This window comes from Streptomyces sp. NPDC052721, from assembly GCF_040678315.1.
GTDB lineage: Bacteria > Actinomycetota > Actinomycetes > Streptomycetales > Streptomycetaceae > Streptomyces.
The window spans coordinates 155,813-180,649 of the sequence record NZ_JBFATL010000002.1; the positions used below are offsets into that span (position 1 = coordinate 155,813).

General features: G+C 73.1%; 21 protein-coding genes and 1 pseudogene. 16 read left to right on the plus strand and 6 right to left on the minus strand.

Annotated elements, in window-relative coordinates:
* From AB0L21_RS02740 to AB0L21_RS02765, 6 genes are all read left to right on the plus strand, one after another.
* On the plus strand, positions 1-1,848 hold the full coding sequence (locus AB0L21_RS02740) for a biotin carboxylase N-terminal domain-containing protein (protein ID WP_365781820.1): 1,848 nt from the start codon (positions 1-3) through the stop codon (positions 1,846-1,848).
* 55 nt (positions 1,849-1,903) lie between these two features.
* Positions 1,904-3,064, plus strand: a complete 1,161-nt coding sequence (locus AB0L21_RS02745) for an acyl-CoA dehydrogenase family protein (RefSeq protein ID WP_365781822.1) — start codon at positions 1,904-1,906, stop codon at positions 3,062-3,064.
* A 22-nt stretch (positions 3,065-3,086) separates the two neighbouring features.
* Positions 3,087-4,655: a 4-coumarate--CoA ligase family protein gene (locus tag AB0L21_RS02750; RefSeq protein ID WP_365709043.1), complete on the plus strand. Its 1,569-nt coding sequence runs from the start codon at positions 3,087-3,089 to the stop codon at positions 4,653-4,655.
* Positions 4,652-5,398: an enoyl-CoA hydratase family protein gene (locus AB0L21_RS02755; RefSeq protein ID WP_365709045.1), complete on the plus strand. Its 747-nt coding sequence runs from the start codon at positions 4,652-4,654 to the stop codon at positions 5,396-5,398. The genes AB0L21_RS02750 and AB0L21_RS02755 overlap by 4 nt, the downstream gene beginning before the upstream one ends.
* Positions 5,386-5,991 carry a TetR/AcrR family transcriptional regulator gene (locus tag AB0L21_RS02760; RefSeq protein WP_365709047.1) on the plus strand — a complete coding sequence of 202 codons (606 nt, stop codon included), beginning with the start codon at positions 5,386-5,388 and terminating at the stop codon, positions 5,989-5,991. The genes AB0L21_RS02755 and AB0L21_RS02760 overlap by 13 nt, the downstream gene beginning before the upstream one ends.
* 225 nt (positions 5,992-6,216) lie before the next feature.
* The gene (locus AB0L21_RS02765; protein ID WP_365781824.1) at positions 6,217-7,242 is read left to right on the plus strand and encodes a 2-oxoglutarate and iron-dependent oxygenase domain-containing protein; all 1,026 of its coding nucleotides are present in this window, start codon (positions 6,217-6,219) and stop codon (positions 7,240-7,242) included.
* 76 nt (positions 7,243-7,318) lie between these two features.
* Here the strand turns inward: AB0L21_RS02765 and AB0L21_RS02770 are convergent, their stop codons facing one another.
* The gene (locus AB0L21_RS02770; RefSeq protein WP_365709051.1) at positions 7,319-8,419 is read right to left on the minus strand and encodes a citrate synthase 2; all 1,101 of its coding nucleotides are present in this window, start codon (positions 8,417-8,419) and stop codon (positions 7,319-7,321) included.
* 176 nt (positions 8,420-8,595) lie between these two features.
* On the opposite strand from AB0L21_RS02770, the gene pdxH reads away from it, so the two are divergent.
* The 3 genes and pseudogenes from pdxH to AB0L21_RS02785 all read left to right on the plus strand — a co-directional run bounded on the left by pdxH (position 8,596) and on the right by AB0L21_RS02785 (position 11,326).
* Complete coding sequence (pdxH, locus tag AB0L21_RS02775; protein ID WP_365709053.1) at positions 8,596-9,282, plus strand: pyridoxamine 5'-phosphate oxidase; 687 nt, start codon at positions 8,596-8,598, stop codon at positions 9,280-9,282.
* 350 nt (positions 9,283-9,632) lie between these two features.
* Positions 9,633-9,809, plus strand: a pseudogene (locus AB0L21_RS02780) (GNAT family N-acetyltransferase); the annotation flags it as partial.
* 113 nt (positions 9,810-9,922) lie between these two features.
* Positions 9,923-11,326, plus strand: a complete 1,404-nt coding sequence (locus AB0L21_RS02785) for a PAS domain-containing protein (protein ID WP_365781826.1) — start codon at positions 9,923-9,925, stop codon at positions 11,324-11,326.
* Between the two features lie 413 nt (positions 11,327-11,739).
* Here the strand turns inward: AB0L21_RS02785 and AB0L21_RS02790 are convergent, their stop codons facing one another.
* Complete coding sequence (locus AB0L21_RS02790; RefSeq protein ID WP_365709057.1) at positions 11,740-12,495, minus strand: SIS domain-containing protein; 756 nt, start codon at positions 12,493-12,495, stop codon at positions 11,740-11,742.
* Between the two features lie 199 nt (positions 12,496-12,694).
* Here AB0L21_RS02790 and AB0L21_RS02795 point away from each other — a divergent pair, with 199 nt between their 5' ends.
* The gene (locus AB0L21_RS02795) at positions 12,695-13,387 is read left to right on the plus strand and encodes a metal-dependent transcriptional regulator (RefSeq protein WP_014673345.1); all 693 of its coding nucleotides are present in this window, start codon (positions 12,695-12,697) and stop codon (positions 13,385-13,387) included.
* Positions 13,388-13,658: 271 nt separating this feature from the next.
* The gene (locus AB0L21_RS02800) at positions 13,659-14,543 is read left to right on the plus strand and encodes an alpha/beta hydrolase (RefSeq protein ID WP_365781828.1); all 885 of its coding nucleotides are present in this window, start codon (positions 13,659-13,661) and stop codon (positions 14,541-14,543) included.
* A 102-nt stretch (positions 14,544-14,645) separates the two neighbouring features.
* On the opposite strand, the gene AB0L21_RS02805 is transcribed toward AB0L21_RS02800, so the two are convergent.
* Positions 14,646-15,311, minus strand: a complete 666-nt coding sequence (locus AB0L21_RS02805) for a bifunctional DNA primase/polymerase (RefSeq protein ID WP_365709061.1) — start codon at positions 15,309-15,311, stop codon at positions 14,646-14,648.
* Positions 15,312-15,595: 284 nt separating this feature from the next.
* Here AB0L21_RS02805 and AB0L21_RS02810 point away from each other — a divergent pair, with 284 nt between their 5' ends.
* A complete protein-coding gene (locus tag AB0L21_RS02810; protein ID WP_365709063.1) occupies positions 15,596-16,981 on the plus strand; it encodes a transcriptional regulator in 1,386 nt (461 codons plus the stop codon).
* Between the two features lie 200 nt (positions 16,982-17,181).
* A complete protein-coding gene (locus AB0L21_RS02815) occupies positions 17,182-18,819 on the plus strand; it encodes a hypothetical protein (protein ID WP_365709065.1) in 1,638 nt (545 codons plus the stop codon).
* 10 nt (positions 18,820-18,829) lie between these two features.
* On the opposite strand, the gene AB0L21_RS02820 is transcribed toward AB0L21_RS02815, so the two are convergent.
* Positions 18,830-20,155 (minus strand): ABC transporter substrate-binding protein, encoded by a 1,326-nt coding sequence (locus tag AB0L21_RS02820; RefSeq protein WP_365781830.1) that lies wholly within the window; start codon positions 20,153-20,155, stop codon positions 18,830-18,832.
* A 117-nt stretch (positions 20,156-20,272) separates the two neighbouring features.
* Between AB0L21_RS02820 and AB0L21_RS02825 the strand changes: the two genes are divergently transcribed.
* Entirely contained in the window at positions 20,273-20,773 is a 501-nt protein-coding gene (locus AB0L21_RS02825) for a hypothetical protein (RefSeq protein WP_365709069.1), read from the plus strand.
* Positions 20,774-20,820: 47 nt separating this feature from the next.
* The gene (gene purU / locus AB0L21_RS02830) at positions 20,821-21,705 is read left to right on the plus strand and encodes a formyltetrahydrofolate deformylase (RefSeq protein ID WP_365709071.1); all 885 of its coding nucleotides are present in this window, start codon (positions 20,821-20,823) and stop codon (positions 21,703-21,705) included.
* Positions 21,706-21,966: 261 nt separating this feature from the next.
* On the opposite strand, the gene AB0L21_RS02835 is transcribed toward purU, so the two are convergent.
* Positions 21,967-23,220 carry a zf-HC2 domain-containing protein gene (locus AB0L21_RS02835; protein WP_365782036.1) on the minus strand — a complete coding sequence of 418 codons (1,254 nt, stop codon included), beginning with the start codon at positions 23,218-23,220 and terminating at the stop codon, positions 21,967-21,969.
* Positions 23,221-23,477: 257 nt separating this feature from the next.
* Complete coding sequence (locus AB0L21_RS02840; RefSeq protein ID WP_365702295.1) at positions 23,478-24,035, minus strand: sigma-70 family RNA polymerase sigma factor; 558 nt, start codon at positions 24,033-24,035, stop codon at positions 23,478-23,480.
* Positions 24,036-24,375: 340 nt separating this feature from the next.
* Here AB0L21_RS02840 and AB0L21_RS02845 point away from each other — a divergent pair, with 340 nt between their 5' ends.
* Positions 24,376-24,750 (plus strand): STAS domain-containing protein, encoded by a 375-nt coding sequence (locus tag AB0L21_RS02845; protein WP_365702297.1) that lies wholly within the window; start codon positions 24,376-24,378, stop codon positions 24,748-24,750.
* Positions 24,751-24,837 lie beyond the last annotated feature (87 nt).

Here is a 24,837-nt window from a genome sequence, read left to right on the forward strand (position 1 = left end):
GTGATTTCCAGTGTGCTCGTCGCCAACCGGGGCGAGATCGCCTGCCGTGTCTTCCGCACCTGCCGTGAGGCGGGAATCCGGACGGTCGCGGTGCATTCCGACGCCGACGAGAACGCGCTCCACGCGCGCGTGGCCGACACGGCGGTACGGCTGCCGGGCGCGGCGCCCGCCGAGACGTACCTGCGCGGCGACCTGATCGTGAAGGCGGCCCTGGCGTCCGGCGCCGACGCCGTGCACCCCGGCTACGGCTTCCTCTCCGAGAACCCCGGCTTCGCCCGCGCCGTGATCGACGCCGGCCTGGTCTGGATCGGCCCGCCCCCGCAGGCCATCGAGGCCATGGCGTCCAAGACCCGCGCCAAGCGGCTCATGGGCCTGACCCCCCTCGACCCGGCCGCCGTCACCGACGCCGACCTGCCCGTCCTGGTGAAGGCGGCGGCCGGCGGCGGGGGGCGCGGGATGCGGATCGTGCGCCGCCTGGACGAGTTGCGGACCGCGCTGGACGGCGCGCGCGCCGAGGCCGCGAGCGCCTTCGGTGACGGCGAGGTCTTCGTGGAGCCGTACCTCGAGCACGGCCGCCATGTGGAGGTGCAGATCCTCGCCGACACCCACGGCACCGTCTGGCCGCTCGGCACCCGCGACTGTTCCCTCCAGCGCCGCCACCAGAAGGTCGTCGAAGAGGCCCCGGCGCCCGGACTCACCACGGCGCTCGCGGAGGAGCTGCGCACACTGGCCGTACGCGCCGCCCGCGCCGTCTCCTACGTCGGCGCGGGCACCGTCGAGTTCCTGGTCGCCGACGGCCGCGCCCACTTCCTGGAGATGAACACCCGCCTCCAGGTCGAACACCCCGTCACCGAAGCGGTCTTCGCCCTCGACCTGGTCGCGGAACAGATCCGGATCGCCGAGGGCCACGCCCTGGACAGCGAGCCCCCACGCGCGCGCGGTCACGCCGTCGAGGCCCGCCTCTACGCCGAGGACCCCGCCCGTGACTGGGCCCCCCAGACCGGCACCCTCCACCGCCTCGCCGTACCCGAAGGCGTCCGCCTGGACACCGGCTACACCGACGGCGACACCATCGGCGTCCACTACGACCCGATGCTCGCCAAGGTCGTCGCCCACGCGCCCACGCGCGCGGAGGCGATCCGCAGGCTCGCGGGCGCGCTGGAGTCCGCCGCGGTCCACGGCCCGGTCACCAACCGCGACCTGCTCGTACGCTCCCTGCGCCACCCGGAGTTCACGAGCGGACGCATGGACACCGGCTTCTACGACCGCCACCTCGACGCCCTGACCGAACCCACCCGCGACCCCCACGCCCCCCTGGCCGCCGCCCTCGCCGACGCCCACGGACGCTCCCGCTTCGGCGGCTGGCGCAACGTTCCGTCCCAGCCGCAGGTGAAGCGGTACGAGATCGACGGCGAGCAGCACGAGGTCCGGTACCGGCACACGAGGCAGGGCCTGGCCGCCGACGGGGTCCGGGTCGTGCACGCCGACGCGCGTCTGGTGGTGCTCGAAGTGGACGGGGTGCGGCGCAGGTTCGAGGTGGCCCGGTACGGCGACCAGGTCCACGTCAACACCACCCGCCTCATCGCCCTGCCCCGCTTCCCCGACCCGGCGGCCCAGCTCGCGCCGGGGTCCTTGGTGGCCCCGATGCCGGGCACGGTGGTCAAGATCGCCGACGGTCTGACAGAAGGGGCAACGGTTCAGGCGGGCCAGGGCCTCATATGGCTGGAGGCGATGAAGATGCAGCACCGGATCTCGGCCCCGACCACCGGAATCCTCACCGCCCTGCACGCCGAGCCGGGCCAGCAGGTGGAGCCGGGCACGTTGCTGGCGGTGGTGCACACACCCTAGGGGCGCGGGGAACTGCGCGCCCAGCCACGGATCACCCGCAGCCCGAAGGAGTCCGATGACCATCCACGTCGAATCCGAAGAGCACCAGGCCCTCCGATCCGCGGTGGCCGCCCTCGGCAAGCGCTACGGCCGCGACTACCTCACCCGCGCCGTCGCCGAGGGCAAGCCCCCCACCGAACTCTGGAGCGAGGCAGGAAAACTCGGCTACCTCGGCGTCAACCTCCCCGAGCAGTACGGAGGAGGCGGCTGCGGTATCGCCGAACTGTCCATCGTGCTCGAAGAGCTGGGCGCCGCAGGCTCGCCCCTCCTGATGCTCGTCGTCTCACCGGCGATCTGCGGCACAGTGATCGCCCGCTTCGGTACCGAGGACCAGAAAACCCGCTGGCTGCCCGCGCTGGCGGACGGCACCCGCCTCATGGCCTTCGGCATCACCGAACCCGACGCCGGCTCCAACAGCCACCGCATCACCACCACGGCCCGCAGGGACGGCGCCGACTGGCTGCTCACCGGCCGCAAGGTGTTCATCTCCGGGGTCGACATGGCCGACGCCGTGCTGATCGTCGGCCGTACCGAGGACGCCCGCACCGGACGCCTCAAGCCCTGCCTGTTCATCGTCCCGACGGACGCGGAGGGCTTCCGGAAGCGCCCGATCGACATGGAACTCAATGCCGCCGAGAAGCAGTTCGAGCTGATCCTGGACGACGTACGGCTGCCTGCCGAAGCGCTGGTCGGCGACGAGGACGCGGGGCTGCTCCAGCTCTTCGCGGGGCTCAACCCCGAGCGGATCATGACTGCCGCGTTCGCCATCGGCATGGGCCGCTACGCGCTCGCCAAGGCCGTCGAGTACGCCCGCGTCCGCACGGTGTGGAAGGCCCCCATCGGCGCCCACCAGGCCATCGCGCACCCCCTGGCGCAGGCGCACATCGACCTGGAGCTGGCCCGGCTGATGATGCAGAAGGCGGCCCGTCTGTACGACTCCGGTGACGACATCGGCGCGGGCGAGGCCGCGAACATGGCCAAGTACGCGGCGGGCGAGGCCTGCGTGAAGGCCGTGGACCAGGCCGTGCACACCCTCGGCGGCAACGGGCTCACGCGTGAGTTCGGGCTCGCCTCGTTGATAACGGCCGCGCGCGTGTCTCGTATTGCTCCGGTGAGCCGGGAGATGATTCTCAACTACGTCTCCCACCAGACCCTGGGCCTGCCCAAGTCGTACTAGGCGCCCTGTGCGAGGAGGAACCGTGTTCCGCAGCGCGTACGCAGACGTTCCGCCCGTAGAACTCCCCATCCACGAGGCCGTCCTGGGCCGGGCCGCCGCCTTCGGTGACCAGCCGGCCCTCATCGACGGCACGGACGGCACCACCCTCACGTACGAGCAGGTGGACCGGTTCCACCGGCGCCTGGCCGCCGCCCTCGCCGAGACGGGCGTCCGCAAGGGCGACGTCCTGGCCCTGCACAGCCCCAACACGATCGCGTTCCCGACCGCCTTCTACGCGGCCACGCGCGCGGGCGCCGCCGTCACCACCGTGCACCCGCTCGCCACCGCGGAGGAGTTCGCCAAGCAGCTCGGCGACAGCGCGGCCCGCTGGATCGTCACCGTCTCCCCGCTGCTGGAGACCGCCCGCCGGGCCGCCGAACTCGCGGGCGGCATACGGGAGATCCTCGTGTGCGACAGCGCGCCCGGGCACCGCTCGCTGACCGACCTGCTCGCCACCACCGCTCCCGAGCCGCAGACCGGCATCGACCCGGCCGAGGACGTCGCCGCGCTGCCGTACTCCTCCGGCACCACCGGCACCCCCAAGGGCGTCATGCTCACCCACCGGCAGATCGCCACCAACCTCGCCCAGCTGGAGCCCGCCGTCCCGGCCGGACCCGGCGACCGCATCCTCGCCGTCCTGCCGTTCTTCCACATCTACGGCCTCACCGCCCTGATGAACGCGCCCCTGCGCAAGGGCGCCACCGTCGTCGTCCTGCCGCGTTTCGAGCTGGAGACGTTCCTCGCCGCGATCGAGAAGCACCGCATCACCGGCCTGTACGTGGCCCCGCCGATCGTCCTCGCCCTCGCCAAGCACCCGGCGGTCAGCCGCTACGACCTCTCCTCGCTGCGGTACGTGATCAGCGCCGCCGCCCCGCTGGACGCCCGGCTCGCCGTCGCCTGCGCCGAACGCCTGGGCCTGCCCCCGATCGGCCAGGCGTACGGCATGACCGAACTGTCCCCCGGCACCCACGTCGTGCCCCTGGACCGCCTGCGCGAGGCCCCCGCCGGCACGGTCGGCAGGCTCATCGCCGGCACCGAGATGCGGATCGTCTCCCTGGACGACCCCGGCAAGGACCTGGGCACCGGCGAGTCCGGGGAGATCCTGATCCGGGGCCCCCAGGTGATGAAGGGCTACCTCGGCCGCCCCGACGCCACCGCCGCGATGATCGACGCCGACGGCTGGCTGCACACCGGGGACGTCGGGTACGTCGACGCCGGCGGCTGGCTGTTCGTCGTCGACCGGGTGAAGGAACTGATCAAGTACAAGGGCTTCCAGGTGGCCCCCGCCGAACTGGAGGCGCTCCTGCTCACCCACCCCGGCATCGCCGACGCCGCCGTCATCGGCGCGTACGACGAGGACGGCAACGAGGTCCCGCACGCCTTCGTCGTCCGCCACCCCACCGCCGACGGCCCGGCCGAGAACGACGTCCTGCTGTACGTCGCCGAACGCGTCGCCCCGTACAAGCGCGTCCGCCGCATCACCTTCATCGACACCGTCCCCCGCGCCGCCTCCGGCAAGATCCTGCGCCGACAGCTCAGGGAGCACACGTGACGAACCCGACCGCACTGATCGGCCGCACGCGGGCGCGCGGCGTCGACACCCTCAGCCTGGACTCCACCGGCACCCGCAACGCCCTGTCCGCCGCGCTCGTCACGGAACTCGCCGGGGCCCTGACGGACTGCGGCAAGGACCCGGACGTACGCGCCGTGGTCCTCACCCACACCGGTACGACGTTCTGCGCCGGCGCCGACCTGCGCGACCCTCCCGACCCCGACGCCCTGGTGGCCCTGCTCCGGCAGATCGTGGAGCTGCCCACACCCGTCGTCGCCCGCGTCACCGGCCATGTCCGCGCCGGCGGCCTCGGCCTGCTCGCCGCCTGCGACATCGCCGCCGCCTCCACCGACGCGACCTTCGCCTTCACCGAGGTGCGCATCGGCGTGGCCCCCGCCGTGATCTCCCTGCCGGTGATCCCGCGCGCCGACCCCCGCGCCCTGGCCCGCTACTGCCTCACCGGCGAACGCTTCGACGCGGCCGAGGCCGTGCGCCTGGGCCTGCTGACGGCGACGGCGGACGATGTCGACGACGCCCTGGCCCCGATCCTGGACGGCCTGCGCCGCTCCTCCCCGCAGGCCCTGACCGCGACGAAACAGCTGCTCACGGCTAGGGTGCTGGAGACGTTCGACCGGGACGCGGCCGAGCTGACCGCGCTCTCGGCCCGGCTGTTCTCCTCCCCCCAGGCCCGGGAGGGGATGACGGCCTTCCTGGAAAGACGTGATGCGGCATGGGTGGTGTGAGTACGACGGAACGGGAGCGCGTTCCCAAGCAGGACCGCAGCCGGGCCACCCGGCAGCGGCTCCTGGAAGCCGCCGTGGCCTGCCTCGCCGAGCGCGGCTGGGCGGGCTCCACGGTCGCCGTCGTGGCCGAACGGGCCGGGGTCTCCCGGGGCGCCGCCCAGCACCACTTCCCGACCCGGGAAGACCTCTTCACCGCCGCCGTCGAGTACGTCTCCGAGGAACGCTCCCTCGCGCTGCGGGCCCTGTTCCCGGACGGCGCCGCCGACCGCCGGGCCGTCGTGTCGGCCCTGGTCGACCTCTACACCGGCCCCCTGTTCCGGGCCGCCCTGCACCTGTGGGTCGCCGCCTCCGACGAGGAACAGCTGCGCCCGCGCGTGACCGAACTGGAGGCCCGCGTCGGCCGGGAGACCCACCGCATCGCCGTCGACCTCCTGCGGGCCGACGAGTCCCGCCCCGGAGTCCGCGAAACCGTCCAGGGCCTCCTGGACATGGCCAGGGGCCTGGGCCTCGCCAACCTCCTCACCGACGACACCGCCCGCCGCGAACGGGTCGTCGCCCAGTGGGCGGCGCTCCTGGACGAAACTCTGGGCTGAACTCCGGGCTGAGGGAGCAAGCACGGGGGCGCGTTACCCTTGGCCCATGCTTCCGATGCTCGTTCGCCGCCGCCACGTGGACTACGTGCGCGTCACGAGCATGGGCTGTCGGCGCCTCTCCGCCTGACCAGCCCCCACTTCTCTCTTTCTCCTTTTTTCCGGCACCCGGGGGCCGCCACCACCCCACGGCGGTCACCCGTGCCCCGTACATCCCGCGGACGCATCATGACCACGCACACAGTGACGTCGTACGACCAGCTCCCGATCATCGACCTGTCGGCCGCCGAAGGCGACCCGCAGGCCCGCGCCCTGCTCCACGCCCAGCTGCACAGCGCCGCCCACGACGTCGGCTTCTTCCAGCTCGTCGGCCACGGCGTGACCCGGGCCGAGACGGACGCGCTGCTCACCGCCATGCGCGCCTTCTTCGCCCTGCCCGAGGCCGACCGGCTCGCCCTGGACAACGTCGGCTCCCCGCACTTCCGGGGCTACACCCGCACCGGCGACGAACGCACCGGCGGCACCCGCGACTGGCGCGACCAGCTCGACATCGGCGCCGAACGCCCCGCCCGGGTCCCGGGCCCCGGCGAGCCGCCGTACTGGTGGCTCCAGGGCCCCAACCAGTGGCCGGCCGCCCTGCCCGGACTCCGCACGGCCGCCCTCGCCTGGATCGACAAGCTCAGCGGGGTCGCCCACCGGCTCCTGCGTGAACTGCTGACCTCCATCGGCGCCCCGGCCGACTTCTACGACCCGATCTTCGGCGACCGTGCCCACCCGCACCTCAAGCTCGTCCGCTACCCCGGCAGCGCGGACGACGGCACCGACCAGGGCGTCGGCGCCCACAAGGACTACGGCTTCCTGACCCTGCTCCTCCAGGACACGGTCGGCGGCCTCCAGGTCCAGCGCGAGGACGGCCGCTTCCACGACGTCCCGCCCATCGAGGGCGCGTTCGTCGTCAACCTCGGCGAACTCCTGGAGGTCGCCACCAACGGCTACCTCCTGGCCACCAACCACCGGGTCGTCAGCCCGCCCGGCGCCACCGAGCGCTTCTCGGTCCCGTTCTTCTACAACCCCCGTCTGGACGCGAGGATCGAGCCGCTCCCGTTCCCGCACGCGTCGAAGGCCCCCGGCATCACGACGGACCCGACGAACCCGCTGTACGCCGAGTACGGCTACAACGAACTGAAGGGCAAGCTGAGGGCCCACCCGCTGGTGGCGCAGAGGCACCACGGCAGCCTTCTGACACCGGCGTGAACAGCCGGCCCAGCGGGCGCGGGGCGCGACCAGCCACAACCGGCACGCGGTCGCCCCCGCTCCTGGGCCACCCCTCTCAGTGGGCGATCTCCCCGTACCCCTCGATGTCCTCCGGCCGCCGCGGACCCGGCCCCACATACCGAGCAGAAGGCCGCACAAGCCGCCCCGTCCGCTTCTGCTCAAGGATGTGCGCCGACCACCCGGCCGTACGGGCGCACGTGAACATCGACGTGAACATGTGCGCCGGCACCTCGGCGAAGTCCAGCATGATCGCCGCCCAGAACTCCACGTTGGTGGCGAGCACCCGGTCCGGCCGCCGGTTGTGCAGCTCCTCCAGCGCGGCCTTCTCCAGCGCCTCGGCGACCTCGAACCGCGGCGCCCCCAGCTCACGCGCCGTACGCCGCAGCACCCGCGCCCGGGGATCCTCGGCCCGGTACACCCGGTGCCCGAAGCCCATCAGCCGCTCACCCCGGTCCAGCGTTCGCTTGACGTACGCCTCCGCGTCCCCCGTGCGCTCGATCTCCTCGATCATCCCGAGCACGCGCGAGGGCGCGCCGCCGTGCAGCGGCCCGGACATCGCGCCCACCGCGCCGGACAGCGCGGCGGCGACATCCGCGCCGGTGGAGGCGATGACCCGGGCGGTGAAGGTGGACGCGTTCATGCCGTGCTCGGCGGCGGAGGTCCAGTAGGCGTCCACGGCCGCCACATGCTTCGGGTCCGGCTCACCCCGCCACCGGATCATGAACCGTTCCACCACCGAGGTCGCCTTGTCGATCTCCCGCTGGGGCACCATCGGCAGCCCCTGGCCGCGCGCGGACTGGGCGACGTACGACAGGGCCATGACGGCGGCCCGCGCCAGGTCCTCCCGGGCCTGTCCCTCGTCGATGTCGAGCAGGGGACGCAGTCCCCACACGGGGGCGAGCATGGCGAGCGCCGACTGGACGTCCACGCGGATGTCACCGGAGTGGACGGGGATCGGGAACGGCTCGGCGGGCGGCAGGCCGGGATTGAAGGCGCCGTCGACCAGCAGGCCCCACACGTTGCCGAAGGAGACGTGCCCGACCAGGTCCTCGATGTCGACGCCCCGGTAGCGCAGGGCACCGCCCTCCTTGTCCGGTTCGGCGATCTCCGTCTCGAACGCGACGACTCCTTCGAGTCCGGGTACGAAATCGGACATCAGGCGGCTCCTCGTGATGTGTGGGCGGCGGTCACCCCGGTGATGCCCCGATCTGCCGGTGGTCACCCGTGGTCAACCCGACCGCAAAGGGACCAGCACGATAACCCCCGGTGCCACAGTTGGGGAGACCACACGACACTGAGTGCCATACCCGTTCGATACGGCAAGATGACCGCGTGACCGACCGTGACCCGTTCCTGGATCCCGTCCTCGATCCCGCCGCCATGCGCAAGCAGTACCGGGCCGACGGCCTCGCCGAAGAGGATCTCGCCACCCACCCGATGGACCAGTTCACCCGGTGGTTCGAGGACGCCGCCCGGGCGGCCCTGCACGGCACGCTCTACGAGCCCAACGCGATGGTCGTCTCCACGGCGGACGCCAAGGGCCGCCCCAGCTCACGCACGGTGCTGATGAAGCAGTACGACACCGACGGCTTCGTCTTCTTCACCAACTACGACTCCCGCAAGGGCCGCGACCTGGCGGAGAACCCGCACGTCTCGCTGCTCTTCCCCTGGCACCCGCTGGCCCGCCAGGTCATCGTCACCGGCACCGCCCGGCGCACCGGCCGCGACGAGACCGCCGCCTACTTCCGCACCCGCCCGCACGGCTCCCGGCTGGGCGCCTGGGCCAGCGCCCAGTCCACGGTGATCGCCTCCCGCGCGGAGCTGGATTCGGCCTACGCCCGACTCGAAGCCCGCTACCCGGAGGACGAACAGGTCCCGGTCCCACCGCACTGGGGCGGCTTCCGCGTCACCCCGGACACGATCGAGTTCTGGCAGGGCCGCGAAAACCGCCTCCACGACCGCCTGCGCTACGTCGCCCAGCCGGACGGCACCTGGAAAGTCGAACGCCTCAGCCCCTGACCCGGGCACGGAAACGCGGGCGGGAACGCAGACGACCCGCGGGCTGGGTTCCTCCAGGAGGAGCCGGCCGGACGTACCGGCAGCCCGCGGGTCGGGTGACTGCTTGGGATTGGGCCGGCTGCACGCATCGTTCGCGTGCTGGTCCGGCACCGCACATGGTGTGGTGACGGGCCGCTAGCCCGCAGCCACCTCACGCGTCCGGTTCTCATACATCTGCCGAACCACCTCCCTTCTCGTGTACCCGACACCCTAAGAAGCCGCCGCGACGGGCTCAACTGTTTTTTCACCGGCGACGGCGACGGCACGGTCGAACAGTGGCGGCACGTCGGGTGTTCGACCGGAACGCGCCGGCCCACGCGCGCGTGCTGGGGGCCGAAGCCGTCGAGACGTGCGTGCCGGCGGTGCACGAGGACGGGCTGCGGTTCGCCGTGCGGCGCGGGTATGCGGAGATCGACCGGTATGTGCTGGACGGGGAGCGCGACGAGTGGGTGGACCTGCGGCTCTCACCGGGCGCCCCGGGGCATTGATCCCCGCAATCTTGCGGGAACAGGGTGTGGGGTGTGTCACGTTCCAGTTGAATGATGGGCAGTGAGCGAACCGAGCGCCGTGCGTGCGCGGACGCAGTCTCCAGGGGGTCCAGGTGAGTGCTTCGCGGCGGAGTGGGACCACTGATGAACTGGGGCCGGACGAGTCCGGTGAGCCCGGCGGCTCCGATCTGCTCGCCGCGCTGCTCGACGGCATGGACGCGGCACTGTGCGCCTTCGACGCCGACGGGGTCGTGACCCACTGGAACCGGGAGGCCGAGCGGATCCTCGGCTGGACGGCCGCCGAGGCCGTCGGGCGGCACGGGTTCGCCGGCTGGGCGGTGCGCAGCGCCGACGCCGAGGAGGTACAGGCCCGGCTGATGTCGGCGATGCGGGCGCCGGGCCGGCAGGTGCACGAGTTCGCGCTGGTCACCAAGGGCGGCGGGCGGGTGCTCGTGCGGACGCAGTCGGCCGCCGTGCGCGGACCCGACGGGAAGCCCGCGGGGGTGTACTGCGCGTTCAGCGAGGTGCACGCGCAGATCGACCTGGAACGGTCGATCGCCCTGAGCGAGGCGCTGTTCGAGGACGCGTCCTGGGGAGTCGTGCTGGTCGACGCCGATCTGCGGCCCGCCGTGGTGAACGCGCACGCGGCGCGGGCGCTGGGGGTGGGGCGCACGTCCGTACTGGGGCGTCCGCTGGGCGAGCTGCTCGCGCAGGGCGTGGAGGAGCTGGAGGCCGCGCTGACCCACGTCCTGGCCGAGGGCGCGCCTCCCGCGCCCGCCGAGATGTGGGTGACCGTCCGCACCCGGGAGGGCGAGAAGCGGCGCTGCTGGCGCAGCGGGTTCCTGCGGCTGGCCTCACCGCTCGCCGAGGAGCCGGTGCCGCTCGGGGTGGGCTGGCTGTTCGAGGACGTCACCGAGGCCAAGCACGGTGAGCAGGAGGCGGCCCTGCTGCGGTTCCGGACGAACCAGCTGCACCGGGCGGCCCGGGCCGCGGCCGAGTGCGAGGACCCGGCGGAGGCGGCCACCGTCCATCTGGACTTCGCCCTCGCCGGCTTCGCCGACCACGCCCTCGTCGACCGGGTGGCGGACCGCCCGCGCGCGGACGGCGCGGAGGGCCCGGGTCCGGTCCGGCTGGTACGGCTCGCGGCCACGCCCGCCGGGGCGCCGGGCCCGAGCCTGCTCACGGGCGCGGCCGGGCTCCCCGTGCGCTACCCGGAGGGCCACCCGGCGCTGCAGTGCGTGGAGCGGGGCGGCACCGTGCGCGCGGACGCCGGGTCGGTCGCCGCCGAGCGGGCGCGGGAGTGGGCGCTGGAGCGCCAGTGGCCCGGCGACGCGGTGCACGCACTGTGCGCGGTACTGCGCAGCCGGGGCCGCACCCTGGGCGTCGTGACGTTCCTGCGCGGGCCCGGCCGCAGCCGCTTCGAACGGTCCGACACGGCGTACGCGGAGGACGTGGCCGTACGGATCGCGACAGCACTGGACCTGGCGGAGACGGTGCGGGAACGGGCGGCGGAGTAGGCGCCCTGGCGGGCACGGGGTGGGGTCGCCGGGTGGCGGGGGGCGTTGCGGCGGGGTCTTGTCGCGGGGGGTCTTTCGGCATGGGGTCAGCTGTGGCTGCCTCGCGGGCGCGCGCGACGCGGCGGCGGTGGTAGGGCGGGGGAGTGGGTGCCTGGCGGGCGGGGGTGTGCGTGGGGCGTTTCTGCCGGGCTTTCGGCGGGGGATCCCGGCCGCAGCCGCCTCGCGAGCGCGCGCGACGGGCGGAGGAGGAGGCGTCCTGGCGGGCGCGGGGTGGGGTCGGCGGGTGGCGGCGGGCGTTGCGGCGGGGGTCTTTCGGCGTGGGGTCGGCCGGAGCCGCCTCGTGGGCGCGCTCGACGGGGTGGAGCGGCGCGCTGGCGGGCGGCGGAGCCGGTGTCTTCCGCTGCGGTGTGCTGTCAGTGCCGGTAGAAGATGCGGTCGCCGTACTCCGTCATCACCCGGCCGTTCCACTCGTGTCCGCCGTCGACGTTGCCGGAGCGCAGCAGCGGGGGTTCGATGCCGCGGTCGGCGAGGGTGGCGGCGGTGGTCGCCATGACGGCCTGCATGAGGGCGCTGGTGACGACCGTGGACGCGGGAGCGAAGGGCGCCGGGATGGTGTCGAGGGTGAGTTCCGCGTCCCCGACGGCGATCTTCGAGTCGAGGACGACGTCGCAGTGGTCCTTGAGGAAGGTGCCGGAGGCGTGCCGGGACGTCGTCTCCGAGGCGTACGCCACCGAGGTGACTCCGATGACCTTCACGCCGAGGGCGCGGGCGGTGAGGGCCATCTCCACGGGCAGCGCGTTGCGGCCGGAGAGGGAGATGATCACGAGGGCGTCACCGGCGCGCAGCGGCGAGGTCTCCAGGACGGCGCCGGCGAGGCCGCCGACGCGTTCGAGTGCGGAGCCGAGGGTGGCCGGGGTGACGTCGACGCCGACGACGCCGGGGACGGCGAGCAGGTTCATCAGCGCCAGGCCGCCCGCGCGGTAGACGACGTCCTGGGCGGCCAGGGAGGAGTGCCCGGCGCCGAAGGCGAACAGGCGGCCGCCGGCCGCGACGGTGTCGGCGAGCAGGGTGCCGGCCGCGGTGATCGCCCCGGCCTCCTCGTCGCGGACCCGTTGCAGCAGGCCGATGGCGGCGTCGAAGAACAGGTCGGCAGGCGTGCCGTCGCTCATGCGGTGCCCCTTCGCAGCGTCTGTGTCGCGGATCACCGTGCGGTCTGGACCAGTGCGGTGTCAATACGGAAACGGCCCGCACACCCGGAGCCGGCCCCCGTTTTCCCGGTGCCGCCCGCTTGTCAGTGGGATCCGGCAGAATTGATGCCAGGGCCAGCGCACGCGGCCGGCTGCCGGCAGAGGTAATCGAGGGGCACGTATGTCCGGACTGATCGACACCACGGAGATGTATCTCCGCACCATCCTCGAACTCGAAGAGGAAGGCGTCGTGCCCATGCGCGCCCGCATCGCGGAGCGGCTGGACCAGAGCGGGCCGACGGTGAGCCAGACGGTGGCGCGGATGGAGCGCGACGGCCTGGTCTCCGTGGCCAGCGACCGCCATCTGGAGCTGACGGACGAGGGCCGCCGGCTGGCGACGCGCGTGATGCGCAAGCACCGCCTGGCGGAGTGTCTGCTCGTCGACGTGATCGGGCTGGAGTGGGAGCAGGTGCACGCGGAGGCGTGCCGCTGGGAGCACGTGATGAGCGAGGCCGTGGAGCGCCGCGTGCTGGAGCTGCTGCGGCACCCCACCGAGTCGCCGTACGGCAACCCCATTCCGGGCCTGGAGGAGCTGGGCGAGAAGGACGGCGCGGACCCGTTCCTGGACGAGAGCATGGTGTCACTGGCCGACCTGGACCCGGGCTCGGACGGCAAGACGGTCGTCGTCCGCCGTATCGGCGAGCCGATCCAGACGGACGCGCAGCTGATGTACACGCTGCGGCGGGCGGGTGTGCAGCCCGGTTCGGTGGTGAGCGTGACGGAGTCGCCCGGTGGCGTGCTGGTGGGCAGTGGCGGCGAGGCGGCCGAGCTGGAGGCGGACACCGCCTCCCACGTGTTCGTCGCCAAGCGCTGAGACGGAGAGGGCCCCGGCGCTTGCGCGCCGGGGCCTGTCCTCCCCTGTGCTGACCCGGAGCCCCGAGCTCTCAGGGTCATCCCCTCGGACCGGCTTTTCCCCGAGCGGTCCGCCTCCCGCCAGAAGACATCCCCTCGGCTGAGGCGATCATTCCTTGAGGGGTGTCACTCAAATGAGGGGTGTTGTCCGGCGAGACGCAGTTTTCGAATGGGTATTCGATAGCCTGAAGCGGCTGGACGACGAGGACGGCGGAGCTGGGGGGCCAGGTCAGATGGCACGGCGTATCGATGTGACGGGAGCGGGCGGGGTGCGCCTGGCTGCCTGGGAGTTCGCCGACCCTCCGAAACCGGGGGCGGGGCCGGACGCCGAGGGGGAGGCGGAGTCCGGCGTTCCGGGCGTGCTCTTACTTCACGGTCTGATGGGCCGCGCCTCCCACTGGGCGCCCACCGCCCGGTGGCTCGCCGGCCGCCACCGCGCCGTGGCGCTCGACCAGCGCGGCCACGGCCAGAGCGAGAAGCCCCCGCGCGCCGCGTACACCCGCGAGGCCTACGTCGAGGACGCCGAGGCCGCCGTGGAACAGCTCGGCCTCGCCCCCGTCCTCCTCATCGGCCACGCCATGGGCGCGCTGACCGCCTGGCAGCTCGCCGCCAAGCGCCCCGATCTGGTGCGCGGCCTGATCGTCTGCGACATGCGGGCCTCCGCCCTCGGCGCGGCCTCCCAGCGCGAGTGGGCCGACTGGTTCCGGTCCTGGCCCGTCCCCTTCGCCAGCCTGGCCGACGTCCGCAAGTGGTTCGGTGAGGACGACCCCTGGGTGGAGCGGCCGAGCCCCGCGCGGGGGGCCTTCTACGCCGAGGTGATGCACGAGTGCGAGGACGGCTGGCGGCCCGTCTTCGACCCCGAACAGATGCTCAGCTCCCGCGAGACATGGGTCTACGACGCCCACTGGGAGGAGCTGGCCCAGGTCCGGTGTCCGACGCTGGTGGTGCGCGGCGTGGACGGCGAGCTGGGGCGGGCGGAGGCCCAGGAGATGGTGCGGGTGCTGCCGCGCGGGGAGTACGCGGAGGTCCCGGACGCGGGGCACCTGGCCCACTACGACCTGCCGGAGGCCTGGCGGGCCGCCGTCTCGCCGTTCCTTGACGGCTTGCCCCGGGACTGAGTGCCTGAACGTGTGCCGGGTTGTTCTTTCGCGGGCGGCTGCGGGTGAGTGGTGCGTGCCCGCCGGCGAAAGAACAACCCGGCGGACGAGTGGGCGAACCGGCTAACGATCCCTCCCGCACGCGTAGGCCAGCGGTGAGATCAACTCCTCCGCGTCCGGTAGCCACCGGTTCGCGGGCGTCGGCCGGCAGGCCCACTGCACGGCCCCCCGGGACCCGAACCGCGTGGGCGGCGCCGCCACGTACGCGCCCTCGCCCAGGGCCATGAGGTCCAGTGAGGCGGGCGACCAGCCGAGATTCCGTACCAGCTCCGGCACCTTCGCGGTCGCACCGGGCAGGACGAAGAACTGCATCCGCCGGTCCGGAGTCAGCGTGACCGGTCCGAGCGTCAGTTCCATCCGCTCCATACGGGCGAGCGCCAGGAACCCCGCGCTCTCCGGGACGGACAGCGCGTCGAACGTCCGGCCCGTCGGCAGCAGGATCGACGCCGTCGGCTGTTTCTGCCACATCCGGCGCGCGACGGTCGTACTGCCGGTCGCCTGGGTCGCCCAGTCGGGGCGCGCGGGGTGCGCGCCCGGCGCAGGGCAGGAGGCGTCGCCGCACGAGCAGCGCTGCCTGCCGTCGACGGCTTCCAGCCAGGTGCCCGGGAACACGTCCCAGTGCCGCTCCTCGGCGTAGCGTACGGCGGTCTCCAGCAGCGATTCCCCGCGCTGCTGCGGGATGTGACCGGCCATCTGAGTGTTCTGGGCGCCCGCGATCGTCTCTTCCACGTTCCACTCAACTCCCGTGCCCACCTGGAGTTACGGCCGTACCGCGCGCGGGGGAGGAGCATCGATTCGGCAGTCGGGGCGCATGGGTGCATGGCCGGGGGCGCGCGGGAGGAGGCGGGGCGTGAGATGGGTAGCCAGGGAGGGGGGCAACCGTCTTTACCCCGGCAAACCGCACATGTCACGCATTAACGGTATGTCAGCTGGGCAGTGATCTTCCCGGCCGGAACTTCGTGCTCCGGAGGATCGCAACACGTTCCAGGGGATAGCGACGCAGGGGGTAGCACATGGCCGCAAGGCCTCTCGTGGCGAGGCAGCCGAACGAACGGCTGCAGGCACTCATCCAGGAAGCGGGGTGCTCGAACGCCGGGCTGGCCCGGCGGGTCAACATGTGCGGCGCCGAGCACGGCCTCGACCTGCGCTACGACAAGACGTCCGTGGCCCGCTGGCTGCGCGGCCAGCAGCCGCGGGGCCGGGCCCCGGCGGTCATCGCCGAGGCGCTCGGGCGCAAGCTCGGCCGTACGGTCACGATCGACGAGATCGGCATGGCCAACGGCAAGAACCTCGCCTCGGGGGTCGGTCTCCAGTTCTCGCCGACGGTACTGGGGGCCATCGAGCAGGTCTGCGAGCTGTGGCGCAGCGACGTGGGGCGCCGGGACTTCCTGTCCGGCTCCTCCGTCGCCGCCTCCGCGCTGGTCGAGCCGAGCCGCGACTGGCTGATCTCGGCGCCGGACCCCCAGGTGGCCCGGCAGGCGGGCCCGCGCGTGGGCCAGTCCGACGTGGCGGCCGTACGGTCCATGACCCAGGCGCTGGTGGACCTCGACCACCAGTACGGCAGCGGGCATGTGCGCCCGGTCGTCGTGCACTACCTCAACAGCGTCGTCTCCGGGCTGCTCGCGGGCTCCTACCGGGAGGCGGTCGGCCGGGAACTCTTCGCCGCCGTAGCCCGGTTGACGGAGCTGGCCGGATACATGGCCGTCGACACCGGGCAACCGGGGCTCGCCCAGCGGTACTACATCCAGTCGCTGCGGCTCGCGCAGGCCGCCGGGGACCGCGGGTACGGCGGTTACGTGCTCGCCGCGTCCATGAGCCACCTCGCCGCGCAGCTCGGAAACCCGCGCGAGATCGCCCAGTTGGCGCGGGCGGCGCAGGAGGGGGCGCGCGGGCAGGTGACCCCGCGCGTGGAGGCGATGTTCCACGCCGCCGAGGCGCGCGGGCACGCCCTGCTCGGTGACGCACGCGCGGCGCAGGCCGCCGGCGGGCAGGCGGTGACGGCGATGGAACGGGCGGACGGCTCCGCCGGGGACGACCCCGCGTGGATCGCCCACTTCGACGAGGCCTACCTGGCCGACGAGTTGGCGCACTGCCACCGCGACCTCGGGCAGGCCGACCAGGCCGCGCGGTACGCCGAGCAGTCGCTGGCCGGGCACCCGGAGTCCCGGGCCCGCCGGCGCGCCATCGGCTATGTGCTGCTCGCCACGGCCCAGGTGCAGCAGCGCGAGATCGAGCAGGCCTGCACCACGGGCATGAAGGCGGTGGAGCTGCTGGAGACGCTCCGTTCCGACCGGGGCGCCGAGTACCTGGACGACCTCCAGCAGCGGCTGGAGCCCTTCCGGGACGAGGCGGTGGTACGGGAGTTCGGGGCGCGGCTCGAACTCCAGCAGGCCGCGTGAACATCGGCCCGCCGGCGTGTGAACGAACGGGAAACGGCACCCGGGTGTGCGCCGGGTGCCATGAACAGCGCTTCACGGAGCGGTTGTGTTACCGCTGTCACAGGGAAGGAGGTCACGTCCCGCGCTGCGTGGCACGCGGCTCGGGGGACCCGGTAGCGTGAGCCGACGATTCACAAGGTCCCCCATTAGTAGGAGTCCCGGTGACGCAGAGTGGACAGGGCGAGGAGCCCTCGGCGCGGACCGCGCGCGAAGGCATCGTGCTGCCCTCCGACGGAGGAGAGCCCCTGCTGCCGGGCATGACCGGGACGCCCGCCCCCGCCAACCCGGCCGGCGGACAGGCCTGGGGCGGTTCCTGGGGCCCCGGCCAGCAGGCACCCCAGCCGGGCCAGGGCTGGCCCCCGGCGGCGGCCCCGCAGTGGGACGCCCCCGGCGGTCCCGACCAGCGGCCCCCGTCCGCCGCGAACCCCGGCCCGCTGCCCCCGGAGGGGGCCCCGGCCCCGTCGTACGGCGGCCAGGCCCCGGCCTACGGCGGCCCGACGGCTTCCTACGGCGGCCAGGACGCCCAGTACGGCGGCGGCCAGGCCGGTCCCGGCGCCGGTGCCTACGGCGCGGCTCAGCAGCCCGCGTACGGCGCGCCCGAGCCCTACCAGCAGCACGCACAGCAGCAGCCGTACCCGGCGCAGCCCGCCGCCGCGCCGCAGCCGTCCGCGTACCCGGCCGCGGGTGCCCCGCTGCCCGCGAGCGCGGACGGCGCGACCCAGTACCTCCCGCCGGTCCCCGCCGGCCCCGGCGACGAGGGCGCCACCCAGTACCTTCCGCCGGTTCCCGCGGGGGGCGGCGTTCACGAGGCGGCCACCCAGTACATCCCGCCGGTCGCGTCCGGCGCGCTGCCGCCGGAGTCGGCCGGTGAGGAGACGCGGTACCTCGGCCAGGCGCCCCGGCAGGCGGCGCCCGCGCCCTCGGACGCGGAGGCCACGCAGTACATACCGCCGTACGCCGCCCAGGCACAGGGGGCGGACCGGCAGCCGCCCGCCGAGTTCGACAACCTCTTCCGCGGCGGCCCCGGGGGCGACGGCGGCCCGGCCGGGTCCACCCAGCAGCTGCCGCGCGTGCAGCAGCCGGACGCCTATCCCGGCCCGGCGCAGTCGTCGTACCGCCCGGCGCAGCCGTCGTACGACGCGGGTCCGGACGACGACGGCGGGCGGCGCCGGGGCCGGTCGCGGGTGCCGCTGATCGCCGCGATCGGCGTCGGCATCGTCGTGCTCGGCGTCGGCGCGGGCGCGCTGCTCAGCGGCGGGGGCGACAAGGACCAGGGCGGGGACGGCAAGACGGTCGCCGCCGCCTCCCCGACCACCCGGGACTCCGCCCCGCCCGCCGCGGACCCCGCCCGGCAGCAGGCCGTCGAGCTGGACAAGCTGCTCGCGGACAGCGGCAGCAGCCGTGCCTCGGTGATCCAGGCGGTGGCGGACGTCAAGCAGTGCGACAACCTCGACCAGGCCGCCTCCAGCCTGCGGGACGCGGCTCGGCAGCGCGGCCAGCTCGTCACGCGGCTCGGCAAGCTGTCCGTGGACAAGCTGCCCGGCAACGCCGATCTGACGGCCGCGCTGACCAAGGCCTGGCAGGCGTCCGCCGCGGCGGACAACCACTACGCGGCCTGGGCCGACCAGGCCAAGGGCCACAAGGTCTGCCGCAAGGGGCGCGCCCGCACCACCGGCGAGACGCAGGCCGGCAACCGGGAGAGCGGCACCGCCAGCGCGCAGAAGGCGAAGGCGGCGGCGCTGTGGAACGCGATCGCGCGGAAGTACGGCCTGACCCAGCGCCAGCCGACCCAGTTGTGACCGCCGGCCGTCACGGCACGTCGGCGTTCTCCAGGGTCCGGGTCACGTCGGCGGTCCCGTTGCTGCCGCCGATGCCCTTGCGGGCCGCGACCAGCTTGCCGTCCCGGACCACCTGGAGGGTGACGTCGGCGTTGACCAGCCGCGGGAGGCCGACCGCGGCGAGCTTGCTCTCGTAGGGCCAGTGCAGGGTCGGGGTGAGGCCGCCGGTGGACACGCGCAGACCGTCGTTGAGGGTGCGCCGCACGGTGTCGGCGCTCACCTCGCCGTCGCCGATCTTCTCCAGGACGGCCTTGAGCACGGTGTAGGCGATCCACGTGGTCTGCACACCGGCGTCCGCGGGGTCGATGCGGTTGTCGCCGAAGGCCTCCTCGTCGATCACCCTCTTCATCGGGTTCCAGCGGGGGTCGGAGACGACCGGGTACCAGCCGGTGATGTACGCCCCCTCGTACGGCCCCGACGCCCCGCCGGTCGCGTTGATCACGGTCTGGTCGACGCTGCCGAGCACGGTCGCCGTGCGCACGGCGGGGAAGTTCTCACGGGCCCGCCGGAAGGAGTCCATGAAGGTGTCGGTGCGGTCCCCGAGGGCGGGCACCACACAGCCCGTCCTCGTCACGTCCCTGGTCGCGTGGCGCAGCGCCTGTTCGGCCTGGCCGCCGTACTCGGTGGCGTCGTCGGCGGCGAGCTGGTCGCCGGCGTCCGCGTGGCCGCCCGCCTCGAGACCGGCGTCGAGCATCGCGGGCAGCTGGTCGCCGGCGATGCTGTCCGGGCGGACCAGGGCGACGTTGCCGCAGCCCTCCGCGAGGGCCCTGCCGAGACCGGCCAGGAGGGCAGGCTGGCCGCCGTTGACCGGGTAGGACATGGCGCCGGTGAACTCGTCGTTGGTGACGCCGTAGCCGCCGATGTAGGGGATGCCGGCGCCCTCCAGCGGGGCGAGGTAGGAGTCGCCGAACTGGCTGTAGGAGCCGACGACCGCGACCACGTTCTCGGTCGCCGCGCGCCGGGCGCACTTCGCGGCGCCCACGCCGTCGTTGTGGTCGTTGCAGGTCAGCACCTGAAGCCTGCGGCCGTTGATGCCACCGTGGGAGTTGATCCACTTGGCGTAGGTGCGGGCCATCGCGGGCATGCCGGGCTTGTTGGTCGCGTCCGTGTCCTGCGGGGCCCAGGTCATCACCTTGACCGGGTCGTCCCCGGAGCCCCCCGTGGCACCGGGGACGACCCCGCATGCGGCGGTGAGCGACGCGCAGAGGGCCACCGCGCCCGCCGCGAGGGCGGTGGCTCTGACGGGGCGGGGAAGGACGGGAGGAGGGGTTCTGCGCGTGCGTCGCCTGCCGGTCATGCACCCGCACGATTCCCTCACAGCACCAACCCCGGAGTGACCCTGGGTCAACGAAGGGTGACGCGGAGGTGAATTACGGGGGCCCGTGAGGCCCATGGGGCGAGGAACGTACGATCGATGACCGTGCAAGGTTCGGAGAACTCTTCCCGTCGCGGCCGTCGCTCCTCCACCATGGGCGGCATGCCCTTGAACGACATGCCGTGGTGGCGGTGGCGCAGCAATGTGCGCTCGGCGCTGCACATGCTCTCCGACCCGGTGTTCCAGCGGGAGGTCTGGCTGGCCGGCGTCGACGGCTACGGTGACGTCACGGACGCCGTGTACCGGCTGGTGGAGGACACCTGGCTGGACAGCTGGTCGGCCGAGAAGTACGTCGGCACCATATTCCGGGACTCGCAGGAGGCGGCGCTCGTCGACACCGCCGTGCTGCGGGTGCTGCGGATCATGCACCAGGTCGGCCCGGACGCGCCGGTCGCCGCGTACCTGGAGCACTCCGGCTGGCCGGACGCGGTGCGGGCGGCCCGGGACGCGCATGTGCGGATGTCGGTGAGCGACGGGGAGGACCCGGACACGCCGCCGAAGAGCCTGGAAGTGCTACGGATCCTGACCAGGTCCGCGTAGCGGACGGCCGCCCCGTGGCGGGCGGCCGGTGTGGGACCCTGTGGTGCATGACCGATCAGTCCGCCTCTTCCGCCGCCGCGCCGGCCGACCAGTACATCCTCACGCTCTCCTGCCCGGACAAAAAGGGCATCGTGCACGCCGTGTCCAGCTATCTGTTCATGACCGGCTGCAACATCGAGGACAGCCAGCAGTTCGGCGACCACGACACGGGACTGTTCTTCATGCGCGTCCACTTCTCGGCCGAGGCGCCGGTGACGGTGGACAAGCTGCGGGCGAGCTTCGCCGCGATCGGTGACTCCTTCCACATGGACTGGCAGATCCACCGGGCCGACGAGAAGATGCGCATCCTGCTGATGGTCAGCAAGTTCGGGCACTGCCTGAACGACCTGCTGTTCCGGGCGCGGATCGGCGCGCTGCCGGTGGAGATCGTGGGTGTGGTGTCCAATCACACCGACTTCGAGGAGCTGGTGGGTTCCTACAACGTCCCCTTCCACCACATTCCGGTGACGAAGGACACCAAGCCGGAGGCCGAGGCGAGACTGCTGGAGATCGTCCGCGAGGAGAAGGTCGAGCTGGTCGTCCTCGCCCGCTACATGCAGGTCCTCTCCGACGACCTGTGCAAGCAGCTCAGCGGCCGGATCATCAACATCCACCACTCCTTCCTGCCGAGCTTCAAGGGCGCGAAGCCGTATCACCAGGCGCATGCGCGGGGTGTGAAGCTGATCGGTGCGACGGCGCACTACGTCACCGCGGACCTGGACGAGGGGCCGATCATCGAGCAGGAGGTCGAGCGGGTCGGGCACGACGTGACGCCGGACCAGCTCGTGGCCATCGGCCGGGATGTCGAGTGCCAGGCGCTGGCGCGGGCCGTGAAGTGGCATGCGGAGCGGAGGATTCTGCTCAACGGGCGCCGCACGGTGGTGTTCGCCTAGGCCCTGTCGTCAAACTCCCGTCTGCCGCGCGACGCCATGCACGCACTCTCGCCGCACCGGGCCCCGACCCAAGTACATCCAGTACGAGGGCCGGGGCCCGGCACGCCGAGAGCACGCACCTGACGCCGCGCGGCCCGCCCTCCGGGCGGACGACGGGAGTTTGACGACAGGACCTAGCCCGTCGGGCGGCTGCCGGTCGAGTGTGGCTGGTCGCGCAGTTCCCCGCGCACCTTCGGGGTGCTCCAGCCCTCTCGTACGTGGCTACATCCGGCTCAGCGACGCGACAGCGAACAGTACGTCCTTGATCGCCTCCCGGTCGCCCAGCTGACCGGCCGCCGCTTCCGCCGGAGGCACATGTCCTGCCGCCAGCTTGCAGAACTCCGCGCCGTCCAGAGCCACGTGGGCCACCTCGAAGTCGGCGGAGCCCACCGCCGCCGGTGAGTCGAGGGGGATCAGCCACTCGCCGCCGGCCGCGCCCTCGATCTCCAGGCGCAGGCTGCGGCCGGGCGCGCCGGCCGGGACCAGGTGCGGGGTCCGGCGGCCCGGCGCGGACAGTCCCGCCCGGCGGCGCGCGGCGAGCACCGTCGGCAGCAGACGGGCCGCGAGGTCGATCATCCGGTTGAGGTGCCGTGGCGCCGGCGGCGCGTACGGATAGTCCACCGCCTCGGCGATGTCCTCGGCGTGCACCCAGCACTCGAAGGCGCGGTCCAGCATCGCGTCGTGCAGCGGCAGCGCGAAGTCGCCGTACGACACCGTCAGTCCGCCCGCGTGGCCGCCGGTGAAGGACACCGTCCGCACCAGGCTGTGGCTCTGCTCCCGCCACGGCCGCCGCACCGAGCGCGTCGGCGGGAAGTGGGAGGCCCGCCAGAACGCCTCCGTGCGGCCCGCCGGACCCACGGCGTCCTTGTCTGCGTCGGCGACCTCGGCCAGCGGGTCCTCCAGACCGAGCGCCGTCGCGATCAGCCCGTCCACCGACAGCAGGTGCGCGATCACCCCGGCGACGGTCGTACGACGGCTCGTCGGCGCGTCGTCCTCGAACCAGCGCAGCCGTACCGGGGCGTGCCACTCCGCGTCCCCGAAGTCCTGGAGCAGCGCGTCCAGCCGCGCGGTCTCGGCGTCGTACGGCGCCGCCCAGCCGGGCACGGGGATGCGTGGCGGCCGGCGGTGCAGACAGGCCGCCAGGACGCGGGTGCGCAGCGCCGGGTTCAGGTCCAGGCTCTCCGGCTGCTGCAGCAGGCCGACCGCCTCGCGCAGCCGGCGGGCCTCGTCGGCGCAGGAGCCGCAGCCGCCCAGGTGCTCCTCGACGGCCGCCGTCTCCGCCGCCGAGCAGGCGGCCAGCGCCCAGGCGCCGAGCAGCGACTTCAGGACGTCGTGCGACAGGTCGAGCGGCACGGGTGCGAGGTCCCCCAGATCGGCGAGGTCGGGCAGCGCAAGCCCGCTGTCCTCCACGGAGGCGCGGGGCGTGGGTATCCGCGGTGCCGGGGCGGGTTCGGACCCACCGGCGCCGGGCGGCACGTCCCCCGAGCCGCCACCGCGCCCACCGGAACCCCCGGCACCGGTGTCTTCCGGTGCCCCGTCGCCGCGGTCATCGCCGTGTGGGCCCGCGCCACGCCCCTCGTCCCCGGACCCCCGCCCGCCCGAGTCGGCGTCCCCCCAGGGCCGTTCCCCGCGCGCGTCACCGCCGTGGCCCTCTTCTCCCCCGTGGCCGGCGTGTTCGCCGTAGTCGCCGTAGTCGCCGTATGCGTCGTGCGCCTCGAAGCCGCCCGTCTCCTTCACACCGCACCCCGGTATCCCGGCGGTGTGCCGGTGTCGTGGGCGGTGGAGAGGAGTTGGAGGCCGAGGCGGAGCCGGCGGCGGGCCTCGTCCTCGGTGACGCCGAGGTCGGCCGCGGTCTGGCGGTAGTCGCGGCGCTGGAAGTAGGCCAGGTCGAGGGCGGCGCGCAGCGGGGCCGGCATGGAGTGCACGATGTAGTCGGCGCGGGCGGCGACCGAGGCGCGGCGGACCTTGCTCTCCAGCTCCTCGCGCCGCGGCTGCTCCAGCTCCTCCCGGTCGCGCAGCCGCTGTACGGCGACCCGGTGGGTGACGGCGGCGATCCAGGAGCGCAGGGGGCCCTGCTTGGGGTCGTAGGTCTCGGGGTGTTCCCAGACGTGGGCGAAGACCTCGCGGGTGACGGCGTCGGCGTCCGCCTCGTCGGCGAGGACGCGGTGGGCGAGGCTGTGCACGAGGGAGGCGAAGCGGTCGTACAGCTCGCCGAGGGCGGCCGCCTCGCCGCGCGCGAGCCGCTGCTGCATCTTGCGGTCCCAGCGGGGCGGTACGTCCTTCCCGGTCATGCGGTCCCCTCCCCTCACCCTGTCCGGCCCGTCCAGCCTGTCGTTCCTGCCCTCTCGAATGTAGTCGGCACGTCTGACAGCGCACGCCCCTTTGTGTCAATGTGCGCCCCCTGAAGGGCCGCAGATGATAGTGCCCCTTTCACACATCCTTCACACAAGATGCGTACACCTCTGATCGAACAGGATCGGTAGTGACCGAAACAAGCCCCTAGTCGATCGACTGTCGTTTGTCGCGTCATGTTTCAGGGAACGGCCGCTGGGCAGCCGCGCGACAGGAAACGTAGGAACTGCTTCCGTTTCCGGGCGGTTCCGGGAGATCCGGCGAGCGGAGGGCAGGGCCGTGGCATTCAACGTGACCGGCGTCGAACAGGGCGAGTGGGCCGTCCTCCGGGTGTCCGGGGAGCTGGACCTGATGACCTCGCCGGTGCTGCGCCAGCGGGTGCACGACGTCGTCGCCGAGGGACACCACAGCCTCGTCGTGGACCTCTCCGACGTGTTCTTCTGCGACTCCAGCGGGGTCGGCGTCCTCATCGCCGCCCGCCGGCTGATCCGCTCCTGCCAGGGCCGGCTGCGGCTGATCCTGCCGGACCGGGGCGCCGACGACGGCTCGCACGTCAACCGCGTCCTCGGCGCGCTCGGTGTGCGCCGCCTCTTCGACGTCCGCCCCGACCTCGACTCCGCCACCACGGACGAGGCCGGGCCGCTCTCCGCCTGAGCGGCCGTCACCGCATCGCGACACGGCCACACTGTTGTCGCAGAATTCCCCCGGTCCTGGCACAACCGCCGCTTTCCCGCCGTCTGC

Bases quoted from the DNA above. Each gene is read 5' to 3' on its own strand.
- AB0L21_RS02820 (WP_365781830.1), bottom strand. From the start codon at position 20,155: ATGACCGGCAGGCGACGCACGCGCAGAACCCCTCCTCCCGTCCTTCCC.
- AB0L21_RS02795 (WP_014673345.1), top strand. From the start codon at position 12,695: ATGTCCGGACTGATCGACACCACGGAGATGTATCTCCGCACCATCCTC.
- AB0L21_RS02770 (WP_365709051.1), bottom strand. From the start codon at position 8,419: ATGTCCGATTTCGTACCCGGACTCGAAGGAGTCGTCGCGTTCGAGACG.
- AB0L21_RS02765 (WP_365781824.1), top strand. From the start codon at position 6,217: ATGACCACGCACACAGTGACGTCGTACGACCAGCTCCCGATCATCGAC.
- AB0L21_RS02760 (WP_365709047.1), top strand. From the start codon at position 5,386: ATGGGTGGTGTGAGTACGACGGAACGGGAGCGCGTTCCCAAGCAGGAC.
- AB0L21_RS02810 (WP_365709063.1), top strand. From the start codon at position 15,596: ATGGCCGCAAGGCCTCTCGTGGCGAGGCAGCCGAACGAACGGCTGCAG.
- AB0L21_RS02790 (WP_365709057.1), bottom strand. From the start codon at position 12,495: ATGAGCGACGGCACGCCTGCCGACCTGTTCTTCGACGCCGCCATCGGC.
- AB0L21_RS02745 (WP_365781822.1), top strand. From the start codon at position 1,904: ATGACCATCCACGTCGAATCCGAAGAGCACCAGGCCCTCCGATCCGCG.
- AB0L21_RS02825 (WP_365709069.1), top strand. From the start codon at position 20,273: ATGACCGTGCAAGGTTCGGAGAACTCTTCCCGTCGCGGCCGTCGCTCC.
- AB0L21_RS02840 (WP_365702295.1), bottom strand. From the start codon at position 24,035: ATGACCGGGAAGGACGTACCGCCCCGCTGGGACCGCAAGATGCAGCAG.
- purU (WP_365709071.1), top strand. From the start codon at position 20,821: ATGACCGATCAGTCCGCCTCTTCCGCCGCCGCGCCGGCCGACCAGTAC.
- AB0L21_RS02800 (WP_365781828.1), top strand. From the start codon at position 13,659: ATGGCACGGCGTATCGATGTGACGGGAGCGGGCGGGGTGCGCCTGGCT.